Genomic DNA, 18,081 nt, shown 5'->3' with positions numbered 1-18,081 from the left:
CGGGGGGTACCCCCAGCGCCCCTTACGGGGCACGTGATCCGCGGGCAGTCGTGCCGCTGGGGCGGCACGGGTGGGCGCGGGCGGCACCCGGCAAGCGCCGGTGAGCGTCCCTGCCCCCGGGCCGCTAACCCCGCCGCAGCAGCACCCTGCGCGCAAGCGATCGTCGAGGTGCCGACCCCGCCCGCTCCAGCCACCACTGCTCCAGCCGCCGATGAGAGGGACCGCTCCCCGTTCGCAGCAGCTCCCCCGCGAACTCCAGGGCGTCCCGCCGGTAGCCCCCCGTCATCGGCCGCTCCTGCGCATACGTGAGGAAAGCCGCCCGGTACCCCGCCCCCAGGATCTCCGGCAGCTCCGGGGCGATCTTCGCCACCACATCCGCCCGCTTCGCGGCCAGCGCCCGCGCCTGCACCCCCATCCTCGCCCGGTCGAACCCCTCCGGCAGCGGCGTCCCCGCGACCAGCGACGACAGCATCGCGGTCTGCGCGAGCCCGACCCGCTGCCGGGCGGCGTCGGAGACCTCGGGGGCGGGAGCCGCCGGCGAGGGCTCCCACGGGCGGCCGGCCACCGCACCGCCCGCCGTCACGGCCGTCCGGATCGCCGTCAGCTCACGCTCCAGCTCGGCCGGTTCCGGGAAGTTCTCGTCCCGCTCCAGCAGCACACCCGGCGGCGCGACCCGGGACGCGAGGTCGGTCAGGATGTCCAGGACCGCCGGGGGCACCGGGTGGGCGTGGCTGTCGTGCCAGACGCCGTCCCGCTCGAAGCCGCCCGCGACATGGACGTAGGCGATCGCCTCGACGGGGAGTTCGGAGAGGGCCCTGGCCGGGTCCTCCCCGCGGTTGACGTGGTTGGTGTGCAGGTTCGCCACGTCGATCAGCAGCCGTACCCCGGTACGGTCCACGAGGTCGTACAGGAACTGCCCCTCGGTCATCTCCTCGCCCGGCCACGAGACGAGCGCGGCGATGTTCTCGACGGCGAGCGGCACCGGCAGCGCGGCCTGGGCGATGCGGACGTTCTCGCAGAGCACGTCGAGGGCGTCCCGGGTGCGGGGGACGGGGAGCAGGTGGCCGGCTTCCAGGGCCGGCGACGCCGTGCGCGGGCCGCCCGCGCGGACGAACGCGATGTGCTCGGTGACCAGGGGTGAGGCCAGGGCCTCCGCCCGCTCGGCGAGCGCCCTCAGTCGTTCCCCGTCGGGACGGTCCGCGCCGCCGAGGCCCAGCGAGACACCGTGCGGGACGACAGTGACCCCGCGCTCGCGCAGCCGCCGCAGCGGCTCGGGGAGGTGGCCCGGACAGGTGTTCTCGGCCACGACCTCGACCCAGTCGATGCCCGGCATGCGCTCCACGGCGTCCGCGATCTCCGGCCGCCAGCCGATGCCCGTACCCAGCCGCTCCGCGGTCATGGCCGTCCCCCTCCTGCTCCGAATGACGGGGGTATGGCCCCGGAGCGCGTCCGCGAACCGCGTTGTCTGCCGCTTCAGAGCAACATTTGAGGTTCGCGCCCGCGCTCCGGGGAGCTGTTCGGCCGGCTACCCGCCGAGCACGCCGAGGCTGTCCACCGGATCCGGGCGTGCGGTGTTCACCGTGCCCGGCGCGCCGGGGGAGGGCCGGGACGTGGTGCGCACGTCGCCGCTGGCCTGCGCGGCCGGCGCGGAGGGCACCACCACCCCCGGCGCCGGTACCGCAGGACCGGTCGGGCTGGCCGTGCTCGCGTTGGCGATCTCGTTGGCGATGGCCTCGAAGTCGACCTTGCCCGTCTTCTCCAGGATCGTGATGTGGTCCAGCACGGTCTGGTTGGCGTCCGAGGCCAGCTGCCGCACCAGGCTGTTGCGGGTGGTGTTCCGTACCGTCCCGATCGCCGGGAAGATCTTGCCGTGCGCGGCCCGCAGCAGGTTCACGAACTTGTACTCGTACTCGGCGCCGGTCGCCGCCGACATCTCCTGGAGCCAGCCCTGCTGCTGCTCGTTCGGCACGTTGGGCAGTTCGACGCCCAGCTGCCCCGCGACGATCCGCACCCGCCGGTCCAGGTCGGTGTGGCCGACGATCAGATGGTCGCCGGCCTCCTTGATCGCCGTGCTCGGGGCCCGCTCGATGGCCTGCTGCCCGGCCGGCAGCTCCCACAGGCCGGCGAGCCGGACCCGCACGATCAGATCGCGGTCGGCGGCGGACAGCGGGCCCCACTGGGTGGCCACGGTCCCCGCCGCCAGGTTCGCCTGCCCGGTGCCGGAGCGGTCGGCGTACGACCACACGGGGTAGGCGAGCGCCCCGAGCGTGGTGGCGAGGGCCGCCAGGACCATGGCCGTACCGTTGAAACGCCGCAAGGGATGCCTCCCCGTGTCGCTGGTTCAGTGCCAGGACGTACGGGTGGGACGACGGCGCCGTTCAAACAACAGGCAAAGTTTCCCAGGGGAGTTAAAAAAGACCAGGTCAGTGAAGTGCCGGATGGTCCGCGACCACCGTGCAGCTGCCCGGGGCGATCTCGGTGAACCCGGCGTCCCGCACCAACGGCAGCCCGCTGTCCGTCAGTTCACGCCACTCGGCCGGATCGGCGGTCCGCACGGCGAGCGGGAACCCGGCGTCGCGCCACGCCTCCCGCTCCTCCTCCGACAGCGCCCACCAGGCCAGTTGCGCCCCGTGCCCGGCCTGCGCCATCGCCTTCCCGGCCGACATCTCCAACTCCGGGTTCAGCCACAGCACGGGCGCGGACCGGTCGGCACCCGCGGGCGGCTCGGGATCGTCCAACTCGGTCTCGGACACCTGCAACTTGGCCAGCTCCCGGGGCCACCCGTCCAGGGGAACCGGCGGAAACACCCGCACCTCGGCCGACTTCCCCGTGAGGGTGATCCCGGGCAACTCCCCGGCCCGCCGCCACTCGGCCCCCCGAGCCCGCCGCACGACCTTCCGGATCCGCGCGTCCTCCCAGTCCCGAACGGCCTGCGCCCACTCACCGTCCCCGAGGGCCCGCTCATCACTGAGCATGGCCAGCACGGCCCGAGCGGCCGTTTCGAGTGCGTCGGTGCGGGGCGGGGGAGCCGACTTCTCTATCCGCACGACAAGGGGCAACACGAACTGGGGTGCTTCGTCACGTGCAGTGGGTTCCGTCTTGAACGGGCTGTCGCCGGGTGACATGGAATCAACGCTCACCCCATCACCCTAAGGGGCGCGGGCCGTGTCATTTGCGGCTCCGCCGCGCGGGCGCGACCAGCCACAACGCGCCCGCAGTCCGAGACGGTGCTCACCCCCGCGTCGGGATCGCACGACAATATCCCCATGCACCGTGATCTTGAACTGGCCCGCGTAGGCCGCCGCTACGGCATACGCGGCCCCTGGGTGTTAAGAGGCATCGACCTCACCCTCACCCCCGGCTCCCTCACCCGCGTGGAAGGAGCGAACGGCACCGGCAAGTCCACCCTGCTCCGCATCGTCGCCGGCATAGACACCCCCACCGAGGGCCGTGTCACCGGCCGCCCCCGCACCGCGTACGTCCCCGAGCGCTTCCCCTCCGCGCTCCCCTTCACCCCCTCTGGCTACCTCACCCATCTCGGCACCGTCCACGGCCTCTCCCGCAGGTCGGCCGCGGCCCGCGCAGCGGACTGGCTGGAGCGGTTCGGCGCCGCGGCCTACGCGGCCACGCCCATGGCCCAGCTCTCCAAGGGCACCAGCCAGAAGGTCGCCGTCGTCCAGGCGCTGCTCGCCGACCCCGAACTCCTCGTCCTGGACGAGGCCTGGACCGGCCTGGACGCCGAGGCCCGTGCCGAGCTGGAGCGGGCCGTCGCCGAGCGCACCGCCGCCGGGGGCGCCGTGCTGTTCGTCGACCACGATCCCCGGCGGCTCGCGGGTGCGCCCGACGCGATCCACCAGGTCGTCGACGGCACCCTCAGGCCCCGGACCGTGCAGGCGACTTCACCCGTCGGCCCGCTCACCGTGGTCACCGTCCGGGGCCCGGCCGGCGGCCGGCTGCCCGCCGACGCGACCCGCACCGCGGCCGTGGCCGAGGAACCGACCCAGGGCACCTACCGTCTTACGGTTCCCGCGTCCCACTCGGACGTGGTCCTGCGTGCCCTGCTCACGGCCCGGCCGCCCTGGCACGTGGTCTCCGTCAGCCCTTCCGACAGCCTCACCGGCAGCCCCTCGGACGTCCCGCCGGACGAGAAAGACCGCCCATGACCGCACTCCTGCGCTACCAGACCGCTCTCCTCCTGCGCTCCCAGCGCTGGCTGCCCCCGGTGATCCTGTACGCGGTGTTCCTGGGCGTGGGCGTGCAGAGCGGTCAGCCGGTGCTGGACTCGCTCGGCTACACGGCCGCCGCGCTGCTGCCGGTGGCCGCCTGGCTGGTACGGATCTGCGTCACGGGCGAACCGCCGGCCGCCCGCGCCTGTGTCACCGCGGCGCGCGGCCCGGCCAGGGCCCATCTGGCCGCCCTGCTCACCGCCCTCGGCGCCGCCGCGCTGCTCGGCACGGCGGCCACCCTGGTCGTGACGGTGATCAGCCGGCACGCCACCAACGACCACCGGTTCCCCGTACCACCCCTGCGGGCCGGTGCCGCCGGTCTCCTCGCCACCCTCGCCTGTGCCCTGCTGGGCACCGCGGTCGGCGCGCTCACCAACCGGCCGCTGCTGCGCTCGCCGGGCCGGGCGGTGCCCGCGATGCTGCTGGCCGCGCTGCTCGCCGTGGTGGCCGGGGGCTCCCCGGCGCACGCGGCGGTCAGCGGTCTGGTCTCCGGGTCGGAATCCGGCCGGATCCCGGTCTCGCTGCTGCCGGTGGCCGCGGCGGCCCTGCTCACCGCCGCGGCCTTCACCATGGCCTGCGCCGTCAACGGCCGCCGCTCATCCTGAGCAGGCGGTCCGCTGTGCCTCCTGCCACTCGCACCGCTGGCACATCGTGATGCCCTTGTACGACTCCGGGTACTCCGTCGGCTCCCGGCACAGCACACACTCGGCGTACGGCGGACCGTCCGCCGTCGGCGGCTTCGCGCCCTCGGCGGTCGTGCAGTAGCCCTCATGCCCCTCGTCGCTCATGTCTCCAGCGTAGGACGGTCACCGGTGCCCCGGCGTCTCCCCGATCAGCTCGGAGACCTTCACGAACCGGAAGCCCCGCTTGCGGAGCTCCGGTACGACGCTCCGCACCACCTGCTCGGTGGTCGGGGCGGCGCTGCGGGTGCAGTGCATGACGACCACGGAACCGGGCTTCACCCCGTCCAGCACCTGCTTGGTCACCGCGTCGGCGTCCGTCGCGAAGGCGTCCCCGCTGACCACGTCCCACTGCACCGCGGTGACCCCGAGCGCGCCGACCGCGCGCAGCGCCTGCCGGTCGTAGCAGCCGCCGGGGAAGCGGAAGTACGGCATCGGGTGCGGTACCCCGGCGCGGAGCAGGGCGGCGTAGGCGCGCTCCACGTCCGACTTCATGTTCGCGGCGGCGACGGTCGGCAGGCCGTAGCAGTCGCCGGTGAACGCGTAGTGGCTGTAGGAGTGGTTGGCGACCTCGAACTGCGGGTCGCGGCCGAGGGAACGGGCCTGTGCCGGGTACTGGTCGGCCCAGCGGCCGGTCATGAAGATCGTGGCCGGCACCTTCAGCCGGCGCAGGGTCGCGATCAGCGCGGGGTTGTCGAAGTGCTCGCCCTTGGCCGCGCGCGGCCCCTGGTCGGCGGTCATGTCGGCGTCGAAGGTCAGGGCGACGGTCTTGCCCAGGGTGCGCGGACCGTTCGTGAAGACGGGTGCCGTACCGCCGGGCCCGGGGGCGAGCGTGGGCGGCGGGGTGGCGGAGGAGGAGGCCTTGGCGGGGGCCGGCGGGCCGGCGTGGGGGGCCTCGGTGGTGCCACAGGCGGCGAGCGCGGCGCCCAGGGCGACGCATACGGTGGTCGTACCGGTAAGACGGCGTGCTAGTCGGATCACCCTATGAACGTAGGTGGATATGTCCTATTTTCTGGTGTGGCGCGACGGGCGTCACGGCGCCGGATCACCCGGGCGGCGGTCCGGTCCGCACGGTGCTCTCGCCGATCTCGGCCGGGGTGCCGCCGTTCGGCCCCGGCTGCCCGCCGGCCCGCTCCAGGAACCGCAGCAGCTCCACCGGGAACGGCAGGACCAGGGTGGAGTTCTTCTCGGCGGCCACCGCCACGATCGTCTGCAGCAGCCGCAGTTGCAGGGCCGACGGGGTGTCCGCCATCTGCTGGGCCGCCTCGGCCAGCTTCTTCGAGGCCTGCAGCTCGGCGTCGGCGTTGATGATCCGGGCCCGGCGCTCCCGGTCGGCCTCGGCCTGGCGGGCCATCGAGCGCTTCATCGTGTCCGGCAGGGACACGTCCTTGATCTCGACCCGGTCCACCTGCACGCCCCAGCCCACGGCCGGGCTGTCGATCATCAGCTCCAGGCCCTCGTTGAGCTTCTCGCGGTTGGAGAGCAGATCGTCCAGGTCGCTCTTGCCGATGATCGAACGCAGCGAGGTCTGGGCCATCTGTGAGACGGCGAACTTGTAGTCCTCGACCTTGACCAGCGCGCTCACCGCGTCGGCCACCCGGAAGTAGACGACCGCGTCCACGCGCACGGTGACGTTGTCGCGGGTGATGCCCTCCTGGGCGGGGATCGGCATCGTGACGATCTGCATGTTGACCTTGTGCAGCCGGTCCACGAACGGGATCACCAGGGTGAAGCCGGGCTGTCGTACGTCTCCCGCGACGCGGCCGAGCCGGAACAGCACGCCTTGTTCGTACTGCTTGACGACCCGCGCCGCGGCGGCCAGATACAGCGCGCCGACGCACAGCGCCACCACCACCGCGACCAGCAGCTCCTGAACCATCACGACCCCCAGGTAAAGAGGTCCGATATGTCTGTTGCTGTAACGATATGCCCGTCGGGAGGGTCGGGGCCACGGCCCAGGGCAGCTGGTCCGGGCCGGGATGCCGAGGGGCGTCGGTACCCCGGCCCGGGGCGGCCGCCGGTTCAGGCGGCCGTGACCTTCACCGGCTCGGTGTCCGCGTCGCTGTGCCGCTGGGCCCAGCTCTCCAGCGCGGTCCGGCAGGCGTGATCGAGGTGGTGCAGCCCGGAGAGGTCCACCCGGATCGGGCGGTCCTGGGGCAGCGCCTCCAGACTGTCGAGGATCTTCGGCAGCCGCAGGAAGGTCGCGTTGCCCGACAGGTGGGCGTCGATCGGTCCCGCGCCCTTGTCGACGACCTCCAGCTTCAGATGCGAGGCCTCCCAGGCGGTCTTGACGATCGACAGGGCGAGCCCGATCAGCACGCCCTCGAACATGCTCACCGCGACGATCGACACCGCCGTGACGACGAGGACGACCGCCTCGCCCCGGTGCTCGCGCCACAGCACGGCCAGCGCGCGCACCGGGATCAGCTTGGCGCCCGAGTAGACCAGGATTCCGGCGAGCGCCGGGATCGGTATGTACGCCAGAACTCCCGGCAGCAGGGCCGCGAACAGCAGCAGCCAGACGCCGTGCAGCACCCGGGACGCCTTGGTGCGGGCGCCCGCCTGGACGTTGGCCGCGCTGCGCACGATCACCGCGGTCATCGGCAGTGCCCCGAGCACCCCGCACAGCGCGTTGCCCGCGCCCTGGGCGATCAGCTCCTGGTTGTACCGGGTGCGCGGACCGTCGTGCAGCCGGTCCACGGCCGCCGCGCTGAACAGCGACTCGGCTGACGCGATCAGCGTGAACGCGACGATCGTGCCGATCACCCCGGCGCTCGCCAGTTCACCGAAGGCGCTCAGCGGGGGCGGCTGGACCGAGTCCAGCAGCCCGTGCACCTCGACGGTGGCGACCGGGAGGCCCAGGAGGAAGGCGGCCAGGGTGGCGAGGCCGACGGCGGCCAGCGGTCCGGGGACCGTCCGCACCTTCGCCGGGACGTACTTCCACAGCACCAGGACCGCGATCGTGCCCGCGCCGAGGGCGAGCGAGGCCAGCGCGCCGCCGTCCCCGAGGGCGTCCAGGAACGCCCCGGGCAGCCCGGCGATCTTGCCGGGGCCGGACTCGGGAGCCTTGGCGGCGAGTGCCGGGTACAGCTGGCCGGCGATCAGCACCAGACCGATTCCGGCCAGCATGCCCTCGACGACCGAGACCGAGATGGCCCGGAACCAGCGCCCCAGCCGCAGGACGCCCATGGCGATCTGGAGGAGGCCGGTGATCAGCACGATCACCCCGAGCAGCGGCAGCCCGAACTCCCGCACCGCCTCGAAGACCAGCACGGTCAGGCCGGCGGCCGGCCCCGACACCTGAAGGCTGCTGCCCCGCAGCATCCCGGTGACGAGACCGCCCACGATGCCGGTGACCAGGCCGAGTTCGGCCGGGACGCCGGAGGCCACGGCCACGCCCACGCAGAGCGGGAGCGCGACCAGGAAGACGACGAGGGAGGCGGCGAAGTCCTGGCGTATGTAAGGGAACTTGGTCATCGCGGCGCTCACAGGGCCTCGAAGGTGTCGGTGTCGGCGCGGTGTTCGCGCACGGCACCGGTGTGGACCTCGTAGTACCAGCCGCGCAGGGTCAGTTCGTCCGCCGTCAGCTTCCTGTCGATGCAGGGGTACGAGCGCAGCCGCAGCAGCTGGGCGAGCACGTGGTTCTGCACGCCCTCCGCGACGGCCGGGTCCTCGGCCGCCCCGCTCGGGCGCGGCTCGGCGCTGGCCAGCCAGTCCCGTACGGCGGGTACGGCGGTCAGGTCGTCGCCGCGCACCAGCGCGCCGACGGCACCGCAGTGCGAGTGCCCGCAGACGACGATGTCGCGGACGCCGAGCACCTCCACGGCGTACTCGATGGTGGCCGCCTCGCTGGTGGGGGTGGTCGAGGCGTACGGCGGAACGATGTTGCCCGCGGTGCGCAGCTCGAAGAGCTCGCCCGGGCGGGCGCCGGTGATCAGGGCCGGGACGACCCGGGAATCGGAGCAGGTGATGAAGAGCACCTGCGGGGACTGGCCTTCGGCGAGCCTGGCGAACTCCTCAGGGCGCTGTCCGAACGTACGGGCGTTGTCGATGAGGGGCTGCATGGTGTGTGGACTCCTCCTGGCGCGCTACAGCGGCGCGTCGGGCTTGCACGACGTGGGGGGGGGATGAAGGGCATGGAGAGCCCGGGGCAGAGCCCGTCCCGTCAGCAGCGGAAGACCTGAAGCGTGGCCGGTGAGTGGGCTCTCGACGCTCTCGACGTGCTGTGGTGCCTGGCTGTGGGAGGCACCGAGGCGCGTATGGCCTCGGTGTGCCGCGCGGTGGGCGGGCGGTCGTCCGCCCAGCCGGCGGTGGCGCTGCGATGGCGGTCGGCGGTCTGCGGCAGGCTGGGCGGCTCGCCGCAGAGGCCGTGTTCGCGCAGGGTGTGCGAGGCGGCGCGCACGGCATTCGCCGACGACTTCGGCCCGGACTGGGCTTTGGCCTCGACATGACTGAGGGTATGCGCAGCTGCGAAGGTTGCCGAGGGTGCGAAGAACTGGACGGCGAGCAGGGCGGCGGCCAGGAGCGAGAGCACGGTCCGGGCTGTCTTACCTCGGAACATGAGCCTCCCTCGCAGCAGTTCACGCCTCTTGTGTGCGCCAAGCACAGGTCAATGGTTGGTCAAGAAACACGTTAACCCTGCAAAGTTGTTTGCAGGGTTAACTCGGTGTTGCGAGCCGAAGAGAGCGTGAAAAGTGCCGGTGGTGTGGCCTGATCGGGCTCTTGACCTGGGGAGCTTGATCGATTATTGGCCTAGCCGGCGTCGACCAGCCCCTTGGCGTCCCTGGCCAGGGCGGTGAGCCGGGATATCGCGCGGAAATACTTCTTCCGGTAGCCGCCGTTCAGCATCTCCTCGCTGAACAGCCTGTCGAAGGGCAGCCCGGAGGCCAGCACCGGGACCTCGCGGTCGTAGAGCCGGTCCGCGAGGACCACGAGCCGCAGTGCGGTCGACTGGTCGGGCACCGGCTGCACGTCCGTCAGGCAGACGGCGCTCAGGTCGTCGGTGAGTGCGCCGTACCGGCTGGGGTGCACCTTGGCCAGGTGGTCCAGGAGGTGCGGGAAGTCGTCGAGCGAGGCGCCCGGGGTGGCGTACGCCGCCTTCGTCACCTGTTCGTCGGAGTACGGCGCCGGCGCCTCGGGCAGGCCGCGGTGGCGGTAGTCCTCGCCGTCGATGCGCAGCGGGCGGAAGTGGGCCGACAGGCCCTGGATCTCGCGCAGGAAGTCGGCGGCGGCGAACCGGCCCTCGCCGAGCTTGCCCGGCAGGGTGTTGGAGGTGGCGGCGAGCGCGACGCCGGCGTCCACCAGCCGGCCCAGCAGCGTCGACACCAGGACCGTGTCGCCGGGGTCGTCCAGCTCGAACTCGTCGATGCACAGCAGACGGTGGCCGGAGAGGGTCTGCACGGTCTGCTGGAAGCCGAGGGCGCCGACCAGGTTGGTCAGCTCCACGAAGGTGCCGAACGCCTTCAGCGCGGGCTCGGCCGGGGTGGCGTGCCAGAGCGAGGCGAGCAGGTGGGTCTTGCCGACGCCGTACCCGCCGTCGAGGTAGACCCCGCGGGGCCCGGCCGGCGTCCTGGGCGCCTTCGCCTTCCCGAGGCCGAGGAAGCCGCGCCTGCCGCCGGCCACCGCGTGCGCCCCGCCGAGACCGCCGGCGAACCCTTCCAGGACCCGTACGGCCTCGGTCTGGGTCGGCTGGTTCGGGTCCGGGATGTAGGTGGCGAAGCGGACGGAGTCGAAGCGGGGCGGCGGCACCATCTCGGCGACCAGCCGGTCCGCGGGGACGTGCGGCGAACGGGCGCACAGGGACAGCGGGGCCGCGTCGGCTATGGGGCTGACCTCGGATGCGGCGGGAGAAGACGACACGGTCACCCATGCTAGTTGCCGTGCCACACTGCACGACATGCGACGCCTGTTCCCTGTGACCGAACGAACAACAGCCCAGGCCTCCGGCGGTGCGGCCGAGGGGGCGCTGCCCGAGGGCGGGGCCGAGGGTTCCGGTTCCGCCGACCGGGAGTGGAGCCTGGCCGAGCTGGCCCTCGCCTATGCCTACCCCGAATCCGCCGGGCGGGAGGCGTGGCTGCGGGCCAACATGGTGTCCACGCTCGACGGGGCGGGGCAGCACGACGGGCGGTCGCAGCCCATCTCGGGCGCGGCCGACATGCGGATCTTCGGCACCCTGCGAGGGCTCGCGGACGTCGTCGTCGTGGGCGCGGAAACGGTACGGCAGGAGGGGTACCGGCCGGTACGCGAACGGGCGGAGTTCGCGGGCGCCCGGACCGCGGCCGGTCAGGCCGCGGTCGCCGCGGTCGCCGTCGTCACCGCGAGCCTCGACCTCGACTTCTCGCTGCCGCTGTTCACCTCGCCCCTCGTGCCCACGCTGGTCCTGACCGGCGCGGCCGCCGCGCCCGACCGTGTCGCCGCATGCGAGAAGGCCGGCGCCCGCGTGGTGGTCGCCGGTGACGGCGTCGGTGTCGACCCCGCCCGTGCGGTCCGCGCCCTCGCCGACCTCGGCCACACCCGGCTGCTCACCGAGGGCGGCCCCCGGCTGCTCGGGCAGTTCGTCGCCGCCGGCGTCCTCGACGAGCTGTGCCTGACCGTCTCCCCGATGCTCACGGCGGGCCACGCGCAGCGGATCGCCGGGGGGCCCGGTGTCGCCGTACCCCGACGCTTCGAACTAGTGTCCCTCCTGGAAGAGGCCGGATTCCTGTTCGGTCGCTACCGCCGGTCCTGAAAACGGCGGAATATACCGTTCCGCTTAGCTTCCGGCGGGCAAACTGAATCCGGCAGTACCCGTGCGATCACGGGGCAGGATGGTTTCCGCAGGGGTGCCGGCCCCACGGAGGACAGAGGGTCGAGCGACCCTCTAGGGAGAAGAGGCGCCTGGTGTTCACAAGCGTTCTGATGATCGAGAAGGCCCTGACGTCCGCCGACGTGGAGTTCGTCACCACCTTGCACGGGGACGAGCAGGTCGCCTTCCACGTGCTGCTCCAGCCGCGCGGCGACCAGGCGGACCGCCTGCTGCGGGCCATCGACGACATCGCGCTCGGCGAACTCGACGAGGCCACGCGCGAGCGGGAGACGCCGGAGGGGGATGCGGCGAAGGGCCCTGCCGAGCAGGCGCTGGACGTGTCCCTGACGGCCCTGCGGGCGGCGGGCAGCAGCGCGGAGGGGCGGATGGTCGAGGACCACCCGCTGGACGCGCTGCGGAAGCTCGTGGAAGAGGTGGGCGCGGACGAGGTGATCGTGCTGACCGATCCGCACTATGTGGAGGAGTTCTTCCACCGGGACTGGGCGTCGCGGGCGCGGCACAAGGTGGGGGTGCCGGTGCTGAAGCTGTTCTCGCACAGCAAGGCGTAGGCGCCGTACGAGGGGTGCGGTGCGTCGGCGGGTGCGGGCGCGTGGGGGCTGGTCGCGCCCATGCGGCGGTAGCCGCACATCGATACGGCCCCGCGCCCCTTTCGGGGCGCTGATGCTCGCGCCCCTTGCAAGGCGCCGGATGTCCGAGCACATAGGCTGAGCACGCTTTCGCACGTCACCGTCTCTGGGAGAAATACATGGCACCCGGCCTTCCTTCCGCCATGGAGCGTCCGCACTTCATCGGGATCGGCGGCGCCGGGATGTCGGGGATCGCCAAGATCCTCGCCCAGCGCGGGGCCCAGGTGGCCGGGAGTGACGCCAAGGAGTCGGAGACGGCCGGGGCGCTGCGGGCGCTCGGCGTCACCGTGCACATCGGGCACGCGGCCGGGCATCTCGCCGACGACGCCAGCTGTGTCGTCGTGTCGTCGGCGATCCGGAAGGACAACCCCGAACTGGCCCGCGCGGCCGAGCTGGGCGTCCCGGTGGTGCACCGCTCGGACGCCCTCGCCGCGCTGATGGACGGCCTGCGTCCGATCGCGGTCGCCGGCACGCACGGCAAGACCACCACCACGTCCATGCTCGCGGTGTCCCTGACCGCGCTGGGCCGCAGCCCCTCGTACGCCATCGGCGGCGACCTCGACGCACCCGGCTCCAACGCCCTGCACGGCGAGGGCGAGATCTTCGTCGCCGAGGCGGACGAATCCGACCGCAGCTTCCACAAGTACGCGCCCGAGGTCGCCATCGTCCTCAACGTGGAGCTCGACCACCACGCCAACTACGCCTCGATGGACGAGATCTACGAGTCCTTCGAGACCTTCGCCGGCCGGATCGTGCCCGGCGGCACGCTGGTGGTCAACGCCGACCACGAGGGGGCGCGCGAGCTGACCCGGCGGGTGGCCGGAAAGGTCCGGACGGTGACGTACGGCGAGGCCGCGGACGCCGACGTGCGGGTGCTCTCCGTCGTACCGCAGGGCCTGAAGAGCGAGGTCACCGTCCTGCTGGACGGCACCGAGCTGACGTTCACGGTGTCGGTCCCCGGCCGGCACTACGCGCACAACGCGGTCGCCGCGCTGGCCGCGGGCGTGGCCCTGGGGGTCCCCGCCGCCGAGCTCGCGCCCGCCCTCGCCGCGTACACCGGCGTGAAGCGGCGCCTCCAGCTCAAGGGCGAGGCGGCCGGCGTCCAGGTGATCGACTCCTACGCCCACCACCCGACCGAGATGACCGCCGACCTGGAGGCCATGCGCGCCGCCGCCGGGGACGCCCGGATCCTGGTCGTCTTCCAGCCGCACCTCTTCTCCCGCACCCAGGAACTGGGCAAGGAGATGGGCGACGCGCTGGCCCTCGCGGACGCGTCGGTGGTCCTCGACATCTACCCGGCCCGTGAGGACCCGGTCCCCGGGGTCACCAGCGAGCTGATCATCGAGGCGGCGCGGGCGGCCGGTGCCGACGTCACGGCCGTGCACGACAAGGCCGAGGTCCCCGCCGTGGTCGCGGGAATGACGAAGCCCGGTGATCTGGTTCTCACCATGGGCGCGGGCGACGTGACGGACCTGGGCCCGAGGATCCTGGAACGCCTGGCGAAGTGAGGGGCTGAGAGTCATGTCGTACGACGTCGAGAAGCCGGACGAGCAGTGGCGGGCGGAGCTGTCGCCGGCCGAGTACGCCGTGCTGCGTCAGGCGGCGACCGAGCCGGCCTTCAGGGGTGAGTACACCGACACCAAGACCAAGGGCGTGTACTCCTGTCGCGCCTGCGGTGCCGAGCTGTTCACCTCCGACACGAAGTTCGAGTCCCACTGCGGCTGGCCGAGCTTCTACGACCCGAAGGACACCGACGCGGTCGAGCTGGTCGAGGACCGCACCCACGGGATGGTCCGCACCGAGGTGCGCTGCTCGCGCTGCGGCTCGCATCTCGGGCATGTGTTCGAGGGTGAGGGGTACGCGACCCCGACCGACCAGCGGTACTGCATCAACTCGATCTCGCTCCGGCTGACCGCCGACGAGAGCTGAGTCCGGCCGGGCCCGTCTGCGGACGGGCCCGTGGGCCGACGGCCGCGGCACTCGCGCCCGCGGCCTCGGTGAAGCGTCTCCCGGGGCTCCTGGCACAGACGGCTGGTGCCCGGAGCGGCGCTGTTTGAGATTCTGTGAAGGTGTCGGGTGTCGCGCGATGGTTCCAGTCCCGTAGGGGACTCGCGTCCGCCGACGGCCTGGGCGGACCGGACGGGCTCGTGGCGGGCGCCGACCCCGCCGCGCCCCTCCGGGCGTTGCGCACGGCCGCGGCCGGCATCGGCACCAGCCTGGACGAGTCCACCACCTGTACGGAGCTGACCCGGGCGGCGGTACGGCTGGCCGGCGGCAGCGCGGCCGTGATGCGGCGGGTCGGCGACACCGTCTCCGGCTACGAGTCGATCACCGGCGACGCCGATCTGCTGCCCGACGCCCGCTGGGCCACCGCGGTCGCCCGGGACGCCGGCACCCCGGCCGCCGACAACTGGGCGGACCCGTGGCTGTCCCGCCCACCGGGCAGCCACTCGCGCCCGGCCCTGTGCGCGCCCCTGACCAGCGGCTCCGACCAGTACGGCGTCCTGGTCTGCGCCCGCGAGGGGACGCCGTTCGCCCGTGCGGAGGCCGAACTGCTCGCCCTCCTCGCCGAACGCGCCGCCTCCCACATCCGGCACGCCCGCGAGTACGACGAGGTCAACCGCACCGCCGGTGACCTGCAACGCGCCCTGCTCTCCGAGCCGGGCCGGCCGCACCCGAACCTGGACGTGTCGATCCGCTACCTCCCGGCCGGCGGGCGGGTGCTGGTCGGCGGCGACTGGTGCGAGACCGTACGGCTGCACTTCGGGCGCACGCTGCTCGTCGTCGGCGACGTGATGGGCCACGGCCTGGAGGCGGCCGTCGACATGAACGCGTACCGCTCCTCACTGCGCTACATCGCCTCCTCCGAGCTGCCGCCGCACCGGGTGCTGCGGCAGATGGACGACATCGCCGCCAACGAGGCGGACCGAAGGCCCGCCACCTGCCTGCTCGTACGCGTCGACCCCGGCCGCGGGCAGGTCACCCTGGCCAGCGCCGGCCATCTGCCGCCCGCGCTGATCACCAGGGGAGGCCGCACCGCACTCCTGCGGGTCCCCGTCGGGCCTCCCCTGGGCACCGGTTTCGGCGGCTACGAGTCGGCCACCCACCAGCTCGAACCCGACGAGGCGCTGGTGCTCTTCACGGACGGCCTGGTGGAACACCGCGGTGAGGACATCGACCGCTCCCTGCACCGCCTCGCCGAACTGCACTTCGCCCCCGCCGTCGACGTCGACGGCCTGCTGGAGTCCATCCTCACCCGCCTGGACGCCCGGCACGCCGAGGACGACGTCGCGGTGCTGGCGGCGCGTCCGCACCCCCGGCAGGGCGGGTTCAGCTCCGTGGAGGAGGCGGGGGGCTGAGCGCTCCGCTGGAGGTACCGCGATTTGCCGTCAGTCGGCTGTGGCGCCGTCGTGGCCGGTCGCGCAGTTCCTCCCCCAGCCTTCGGCCGGGGGTACCCCCAGCGCCCCCTTTCGGGGCGCTGGGGGTACCCCCGGCTTCCTCGGCAGCGTCAGGGTGAACACCGTGGTGGCGGTGGGGCCTTCGCCCAGTGCGATGGTCCCGCCGTGCGCCTCCACCAGCGCCCGGGCCACCGAGAGGCCGAGGCCGCTGCCGCCGCGGTCGCGGCTGCGGGCCTTGTCGACACGGTAGAAGCGGTCGAAGACCCGGGCCCGGTCGGCGGGCGGGATGCCGGGGCCGTGGTCGGTGACGATCACCGAAGCCGAGCCGGCGGTGACGGCGACCGTCACGGACACGGGGGTGCCGGCGGGCGTGTGGACGGCCGCGTTGGTGAGGAGGTTGTCCAGGACCTGGCGGATCCGGACCGGGTCGAGGCGGAGCGGGACCGGGTCCGGGCCCGTGGTCACTGTCAGGGGGTGGTCGGTGTGGGCCGCGCGGAAGGCGTCGGCCGCCTCCCGCACCAGCTCGGTCAGATCGGTGTCCTCCAGCCGCAGCGGAGCCTCCACCTCGGCCGCGTCCAGGCGGGCGAGCAGCAGCAGGTCGTCGAGGAGGACGCCCATCCGGGCCGCCTCGGCGCGCAGCCGGGCCAGGTGCCTGTCGCGCTCCTCGGGGTGGTTGGCGGCCGCGTACTGGAAGAGGTCGGCGTAGCCGCGCACCGACATCAGCGGCGTGCGCAGCTCGTGCGAGGCGTCCGCGACGAACCGGCGCAGCCGCTGCTCGGCCTCGGCGCGGACGGCGAGGGAGTGGTCGATGTGTTCGAGCATCGTGTTGAACGCGGTGCGCAGCTCCTCGACCTCCGGTCCGCCGCCCCGCTTGGCCGCGCGCAGCGGCAGCCGGGCCGCCGACTCCGTCAGGTTGTGCGAGGCGATGCCGTGCGCGGTGTGTGCCATGTCGCTCAGCGGCTCCAGGCCGTTGCGCAGCAGCCGGCGGCCGAACACCACCAGCGCCAGCAGGGCCAGCCCGAAGGCCACCACCTGGACCGTGACCAGCTGTCGTACCGTGTCGTCGATGCTGTCCATCGGCGCCCCGCTGACCAGCACCACCCCCGGCTCCACCTCGCACCCGCGCAGCCGGTACTCGCCCTCCCCGGTCAGGTCCTTGGTGCGCAGCACCTCGGTGCCCGCGGCGACCTGGGCCTTCGCCACCGAGGTGAGGTCGGCGATGTCCGCGGGCAGGTCGGTGGTCTCCTCGGGCTTGCGCAGCACCGGGGTGCCGTTCGAGACGTCGTACACGGCGTAGTACCAGCGGTAGTACTTCTTGCCCTGGAGGGTGCCGTTCTGCTCGATGCTCTTCGACTGGGCGGTCTGGGCGAGCCCGAGCTGGTCGTCGAGCTGGGCCGAGAGGTAGTCCCGCATATAGGTCGTCAGGGCCGTGCCGACGACCGCGAACACCACCAGGGCCAGCGCCCCCAGCCCCAGCGCGAGGCGGGTGCCCAGGCGCATGCTCCGGTACGAGCGCAGGAGCCGGCCTGTCACTCGCCCGCCTGCTGCCGTATGACGTACCCGAAGCCGCGCACGGTGTGGATCAGCGGCTCGCCGCCGGTCTCGTCCATCTTCCGGCGCAGCCGGCTGACCACCAGCTCGACGACGTTCGACCGGCCGCCGAAGCCGTACTCCCACACGTGGTCCAGGATCTGCGCCTTGGTGAGCACGGTCGGCGACTTGCGCATCAGGTAGCGCAGCACCTCGAACTCGGTGGGGGTGAGGGAGAGCAGCCGGTCGCCGCGGCGGACCTCGCGGGTGTCCTCGTCCATCGTCAGGTCGGCGACCCGGAGCACCGAGCGCTGGAAGCCGGGACCCGCGCTACGCCGCAGCACCGTACGCAGCCGGGCCATCAGCTCCTCCACCGCGAACGGCTTGACCAGGTAGTCGTCCCCGCCGCGGGTCAGTCCCGCGACCCGGTCGGCGACCCCGTCGCGGGCCGTGAGGAACACCACCGGCACCATCGTCCCGGAGCGCCGCAGCCGGTCGAGCACCCCGAAGCCGTCGAGGTCGGGCAGCATCAGGTCGAGCACGACGATGTCCGGCCGGAAGTCGGCGGCCCTGGCCAGCGCGTCCTCACCGGAATACGCGGTGACCGCGTCCCAGCCCTCGTACCGCGCGACCGTCGCGACCAGGTCGGCGATCGGCGGGTCGTCGTCCACGACGAGGAGTCGTACTTTTTCCACCCGCTCATACTGCGCCACCGGGCCGGGTGCGCCAGACCCCGTCTCACACAGAAAAGACATCGATAAGCAGTTGAAAGTCGTCCGACAGGAAAACGACAGCAGCCACGGGTGAAGCTCGACT

The 18,081-nt window shown here is 72.7% G+C and carries 19 protein-coding genes; 7 read left to right on the top strand and 12 right to left on the bottom strand.

Annotated features, from left to right (window positions below; all coding sequences use genetic code 11):
* Positions 1-124: 124 nt before the first annotated feature.
* The 3 genes from ACFY6U_RS03680 to ACFY6U_RS03670 all read right to left on the bottom strand — a co-directional run bounded on the left by ACFY6U_RS03680 (position 125) and on the right by ACFY6U_RS03670 (position 3,125).
* Entirely contained in the window at positions 125-1,399 is a 1,275-nt protein-coding gene (locus ACFY6U_RS03680; RefSeq protein WP_390034889.1) for a DUF692 domain-containing protein, read from the bottom strand.
* Positions 1,400-1,525: 126 nt separating this feature from the next.
* Positions 1,526-2,317 carry a DUF4142 domain-containing protein gene (locus ACFY6U_RS03675; RefSeq protein ID WP_390034888.1) on the bottom strand — a complete coding sequence of 264 codons (792 nt, stop codon included), beginning with the start codon at positions 2,315-2,317 and terminating at the stop codon, positions 1,526-1,528.
* 106 nt (positions 2,318-2,423) lie between these two features.
* Positions 2,424-3,125 carry a peptidyl-tRNA hydrolase gene (locus ACFY6U_RS03670; RefSeq protein ID WP_390035194.1) on the bottom strand — a complete coding sequence of 234 codons (702 nt, stop codon included), beginning with the start codon at positions 3,123-3,125 and terminating at the stop codon, positions 2,424-2,426.
* Between the two features lie 141 nt (positions 3,126-3,266).
* On the opposite strand from ACFY6U_RS03670, the gene ACFY6U_RS03665 reads away from it, so the two are divergent.
* Both ACFY6U_RS03665 and ACFY6U_RS03660 read left to right on the top strand, forming a co-directional pair.
* On the top strand, positions 3,267-4,163 hold the full coding sequence (locus tag ACFY6U_RS03665; RefSeq protein WP_390034887.1) for an ATP-binding cassette domain-containing protein: 897 nt from the start codon (positions 3,267-3,269) through the stop codon (positions 4,161-4,163).
* Positions 4,160-4,831 (top strand): ABC transporter, encoded by a 672-nt coding sequence (locus ACFY6U_RS03660; RefSeq protein ID WP_390034886.1) that lies wholly within the window; start codon positions 4,160-4,162, stop codon positions 4,829-4,831. The genes ACFY6U_RS03665 and ACFY6U_RS03660 overlap by 4 nt, the downstream gene beginning before the upstream one ends.
* Here ACFY6U_RS03660 and ACFY6U_RS03655 read toward each other — a convergent pair.
* The 7 genes from ACFY6U_RS03655 to zapE form a co-directional block, all read right to left on the bottom strand.
* Positions 4,823-5,014, bottom strand: a complete 192-nt coding sequence (locus ACFY6U_RS03655) for a hypothetical protein (RefSeq protein WP_390034885.1) — start codon at positions 5,012-5,014, stop codon at positions 4,823-4,825. The genes ACFY6U_RS03660 and ACFY6U_RS03655 overlap by 9 nt on opposite strands.
* An 18-nt stretch (positions 5,015-5,032) precedes the next feature.
* Positions 5,033-5,887 (bottom strand): polysaccharide deacetylase family protein, encoded by an 855-nt coding sequence (locus ACFY6U_RS03650; RefSeq protein WP_351497263.1) that lies wholly within the window; start codon positions 5,885-5,887, stop codon positions 5,033-5,035.
* 64 nt (positions 5,888-5,951) lie between these two features.
* Entirely contained in the window at positions 5,952-6,785 is an 834-nt protein-coding gene (locus tag ACFY6U_RS03645) for a slipin family protein (protein ID WP_351497294.1), read from the bottom strand.
* A 143-nt stretch (positions 6,786-6,928) separates the two neighbouring features.
* Positions 6,929-8,383, bottom strand: a complete 1,455-nt coding sequence (locus ACFY6U_RS03640; RefSeq protein ID WP_390034884.1) for a SulP family inorganic anion transporter — start codon at positions 8,381-8,383, stop codon at positions 6,929-6,931.
* 8 nt (positions 8,384-8,391) lie between these two features.
* Complete coding sequence (locus tag ACFY6U_RS03635; RefSeq protein ID WP_390034883.1) at positions 8,392-8,970, bottom strand: carbonic anhydrase; 579 nt, start codon at positions 8,968-8,970, stop codon at positions 8,392-8,394.
* Positions 8,971-9,071: 101 nt separating this feature from the next.
* Positions 9,072-9,467: a hypothetical protein gene (locus ACFY6U_RS03630; RefSeq protein WP_390034882.1), complete on the bottom strand. Its 396-nt coding sequence runs from the start codon at positions 9,465-9,467 to the stop codon at positions 9,072-9,074.
* Positions 9,468-9,658: 191 nt separating this feature from the next.
* Entirely contained in the window at positions 9,659-10,765 is a 1,107-nt protein-coding gene (zapE, locus tag ACFY6U_RS03625; protein ID WP_390034881.1) for a cell division protein ZapE, read from the bottom strand.
* A gap of 37 nt (positions 10,766-10,802) precedes the next feature.
* Between zapE and ACFY6U_RS03620 the strand changes: the two genes are divergently transcribed.
* From ACFY6U_RS03620 to ACFY6U_RS03600, 5 genes are all read left to right on the top strand, one after another.
* On the top strand, positions 10,803-11,633 hold the full coding sequence (locus ACFY6U_RS03620; protein ID WP_390034880.1) for a pyrimidine reductase family protein: 831 nt from the start codon (positions 10,803-10,805) through the stop codon (positions 11,631-11,633).
* Between the two features lie 152 nt (positions 11,634-11,785).
* The gene (locus ACFY6U_RS03615) at positions 11,786-12,259 is read left to right on the top strand and encodes an indole-3-glycerol phosphate synthase (RefSeq protein ID WP_390034879.1); all 474 of its coding nucleotides are present in this window, start codon (positions 11,786-11,788) and stop codon (positions 12,257-12,259) included.
* Between the two features lie 197 nt (positions 12,260-12,456).
* Complete coding sequence (murC, locus tag ACFY6U_RS03610) at positions 12,457-13,845, top strand: UDP-N-acetylmuramate--L-alanine ligase (RefSeq protein WP_390034878.1); 1,389 nt, start codon at positions 12,457-12,459, stop codon at positions 13,843-13,845.
* 13 nt (positions 13,846-13,858) lie between these two features.
* Positions 13,859-14,266: a peptide-methionine (R)-S-oxide reductase MsrB gene (gene msrB, locus ACFY6U_RS03605; protein ID WP_390034877.1), complete on the top strand. Its 408-nt coding sequence runs from the start codon at positions 13,859-13,861 to the stop codon at positions 14,264-14,266.
* 140 nt (positions 14,267-14,406) lie between these two features.
* A complete protein-coding gene (locus ACFY6U_RS03600) occupies positions 14,407-15,696 on the top strand; it encodes a PP2C family protein-serine/threonine phosphatase (protein WP_390034876.1) in 1,290 nt (429 codons plus the stop codon).
* Between the two features lie 30 nt (positions 15,697-15,726).
* Here the strand turns inward: ACFY6U_RS03600 and ACFY6U_RS03595 are convergent, their stop codons facing one another.
* Both ACFY6U_RS03595 and ACFY6U_RS03590 read right to left on the bottom strand, forming a co-directional pair.
* Complete coding sequence (locus ACFY6U_RS03595; protein WP_390034875.1) at positions 15,727-17,268, bottom strand: sensor histidine kinase; 1,542 nt, start codon at positions 17,266-17,268, stop codon at positions 15,727-15,729.
* Positions 17,265-17,960, bottom strand: a complete 696-nt coding sequence (locus ACFY6U_RS03590; RefSeq protein ID WP_390034874.1) for a response regulator transcription factor — start codon at positions 17,958-17,960, stop codon at positions 17,265-17,267. Before ACFY6U_RS03590 ends, ACFY6U_RS03595 begins: the two co-directional genes overlap by 4 nt.
* Between the last annotated feature and the right edge of the window lie 121 nt (positions 17,961-18,081).

Source organism: Streptomyces sp. NPDC013157, from assembly GCF_042899865.1.
Lineage (GTDB): Bacteria > Actinomycetota > Actinomycetes > Streptomycetales > Streptomycetaceae > Streptomyces.
This window is presented reverse-complemented; position numbering and strand designations above follow the sequence as displayed.

Coding starts and splice junctions, on each gene's coding strand:
- ACFY6U_RS03680 (WP_390034889.1), bottom strand. CDS start 1,399: ATGACCGCGGAGCGGCTGGGTACGGGCATCGGCTGGCGGCCGGAGATC.
- ACFY6U_RS03670 (WP_390035194.1), bottom strand. CDS start 3,125: ATGTCACCCGGCGACAGCCCGTTCAAGACGGAACCCACTGCACGTGAC.
- ACFY6U_RS03665 (WP_390034887.1), top strand. CDS start 3,267: ATGCACCGTGATCTTGAACTGGCCCGCGTAGGCCGCCGCTACGGCATA.
- ACFY6U_RS03660 (WP_390034886.1), top strand. CDS start 4,160: ATGACCGCACTCCTGCGCTACCAGACCGCTCTCCTCCTGCGCTCCCAG.
- ACFY6U_RS03655 (WP_390034885.1), bottom strand. CDS start 5,014: ATGAGCGACGAGGGGCATGAGGGCTACTGCACGACCGCCGAGGGCGCG.
- ACFY6U_RS03645 (WP_351497294.1), bottom strand. CDS start 6,785: ATGGTTCAGGAGCTGCTGGTCGCGGTGGTGGTGGCGCTGTGCGTCGGC.
- ACFY6U_RS03640 (WP_390034884.1), bottom strand. CDS start 8,383: ATGACCAAGTTCCCTTACATACGCCAGGACTTCGCCGCCTCCCTCGTC.
- ACFY6U_RS03635 (WP_390034883.1), bottom strand. CDS start 8,970: ATGCAGCCCCTCATCGACAACGCCCGTACGTTCGGACAGCGCCCTGAG.
- ACFY6U_RS03630 (WP_390034882.1), bottom strand. CDS start 9,467: ATGTTCCGAGGTAAGACAGCCCGGACCGTGCTCTCGCTCCTGGCCGCC.
- ACFY6U_RS03620 (WP_390034880.1), top strand. CDS start 10,803: ATGCGACGCCTGTTCCCTGTGACCGAACGAACAACAGCCCAGGCCTCC.
- murC (WP_390034878.1), top strand. CDS start 12,457: ATGGCACCCGGCCTTCCTTCCGCCATGGAGCGTCCGCACTTCATCGGG.
- msrB (WP_390034877.1), top strand. CDS start 13,859: ATGTCGTACGACGTCGAGAAGCCGGACGAGCAGTGGCGGGCGGAGCTG.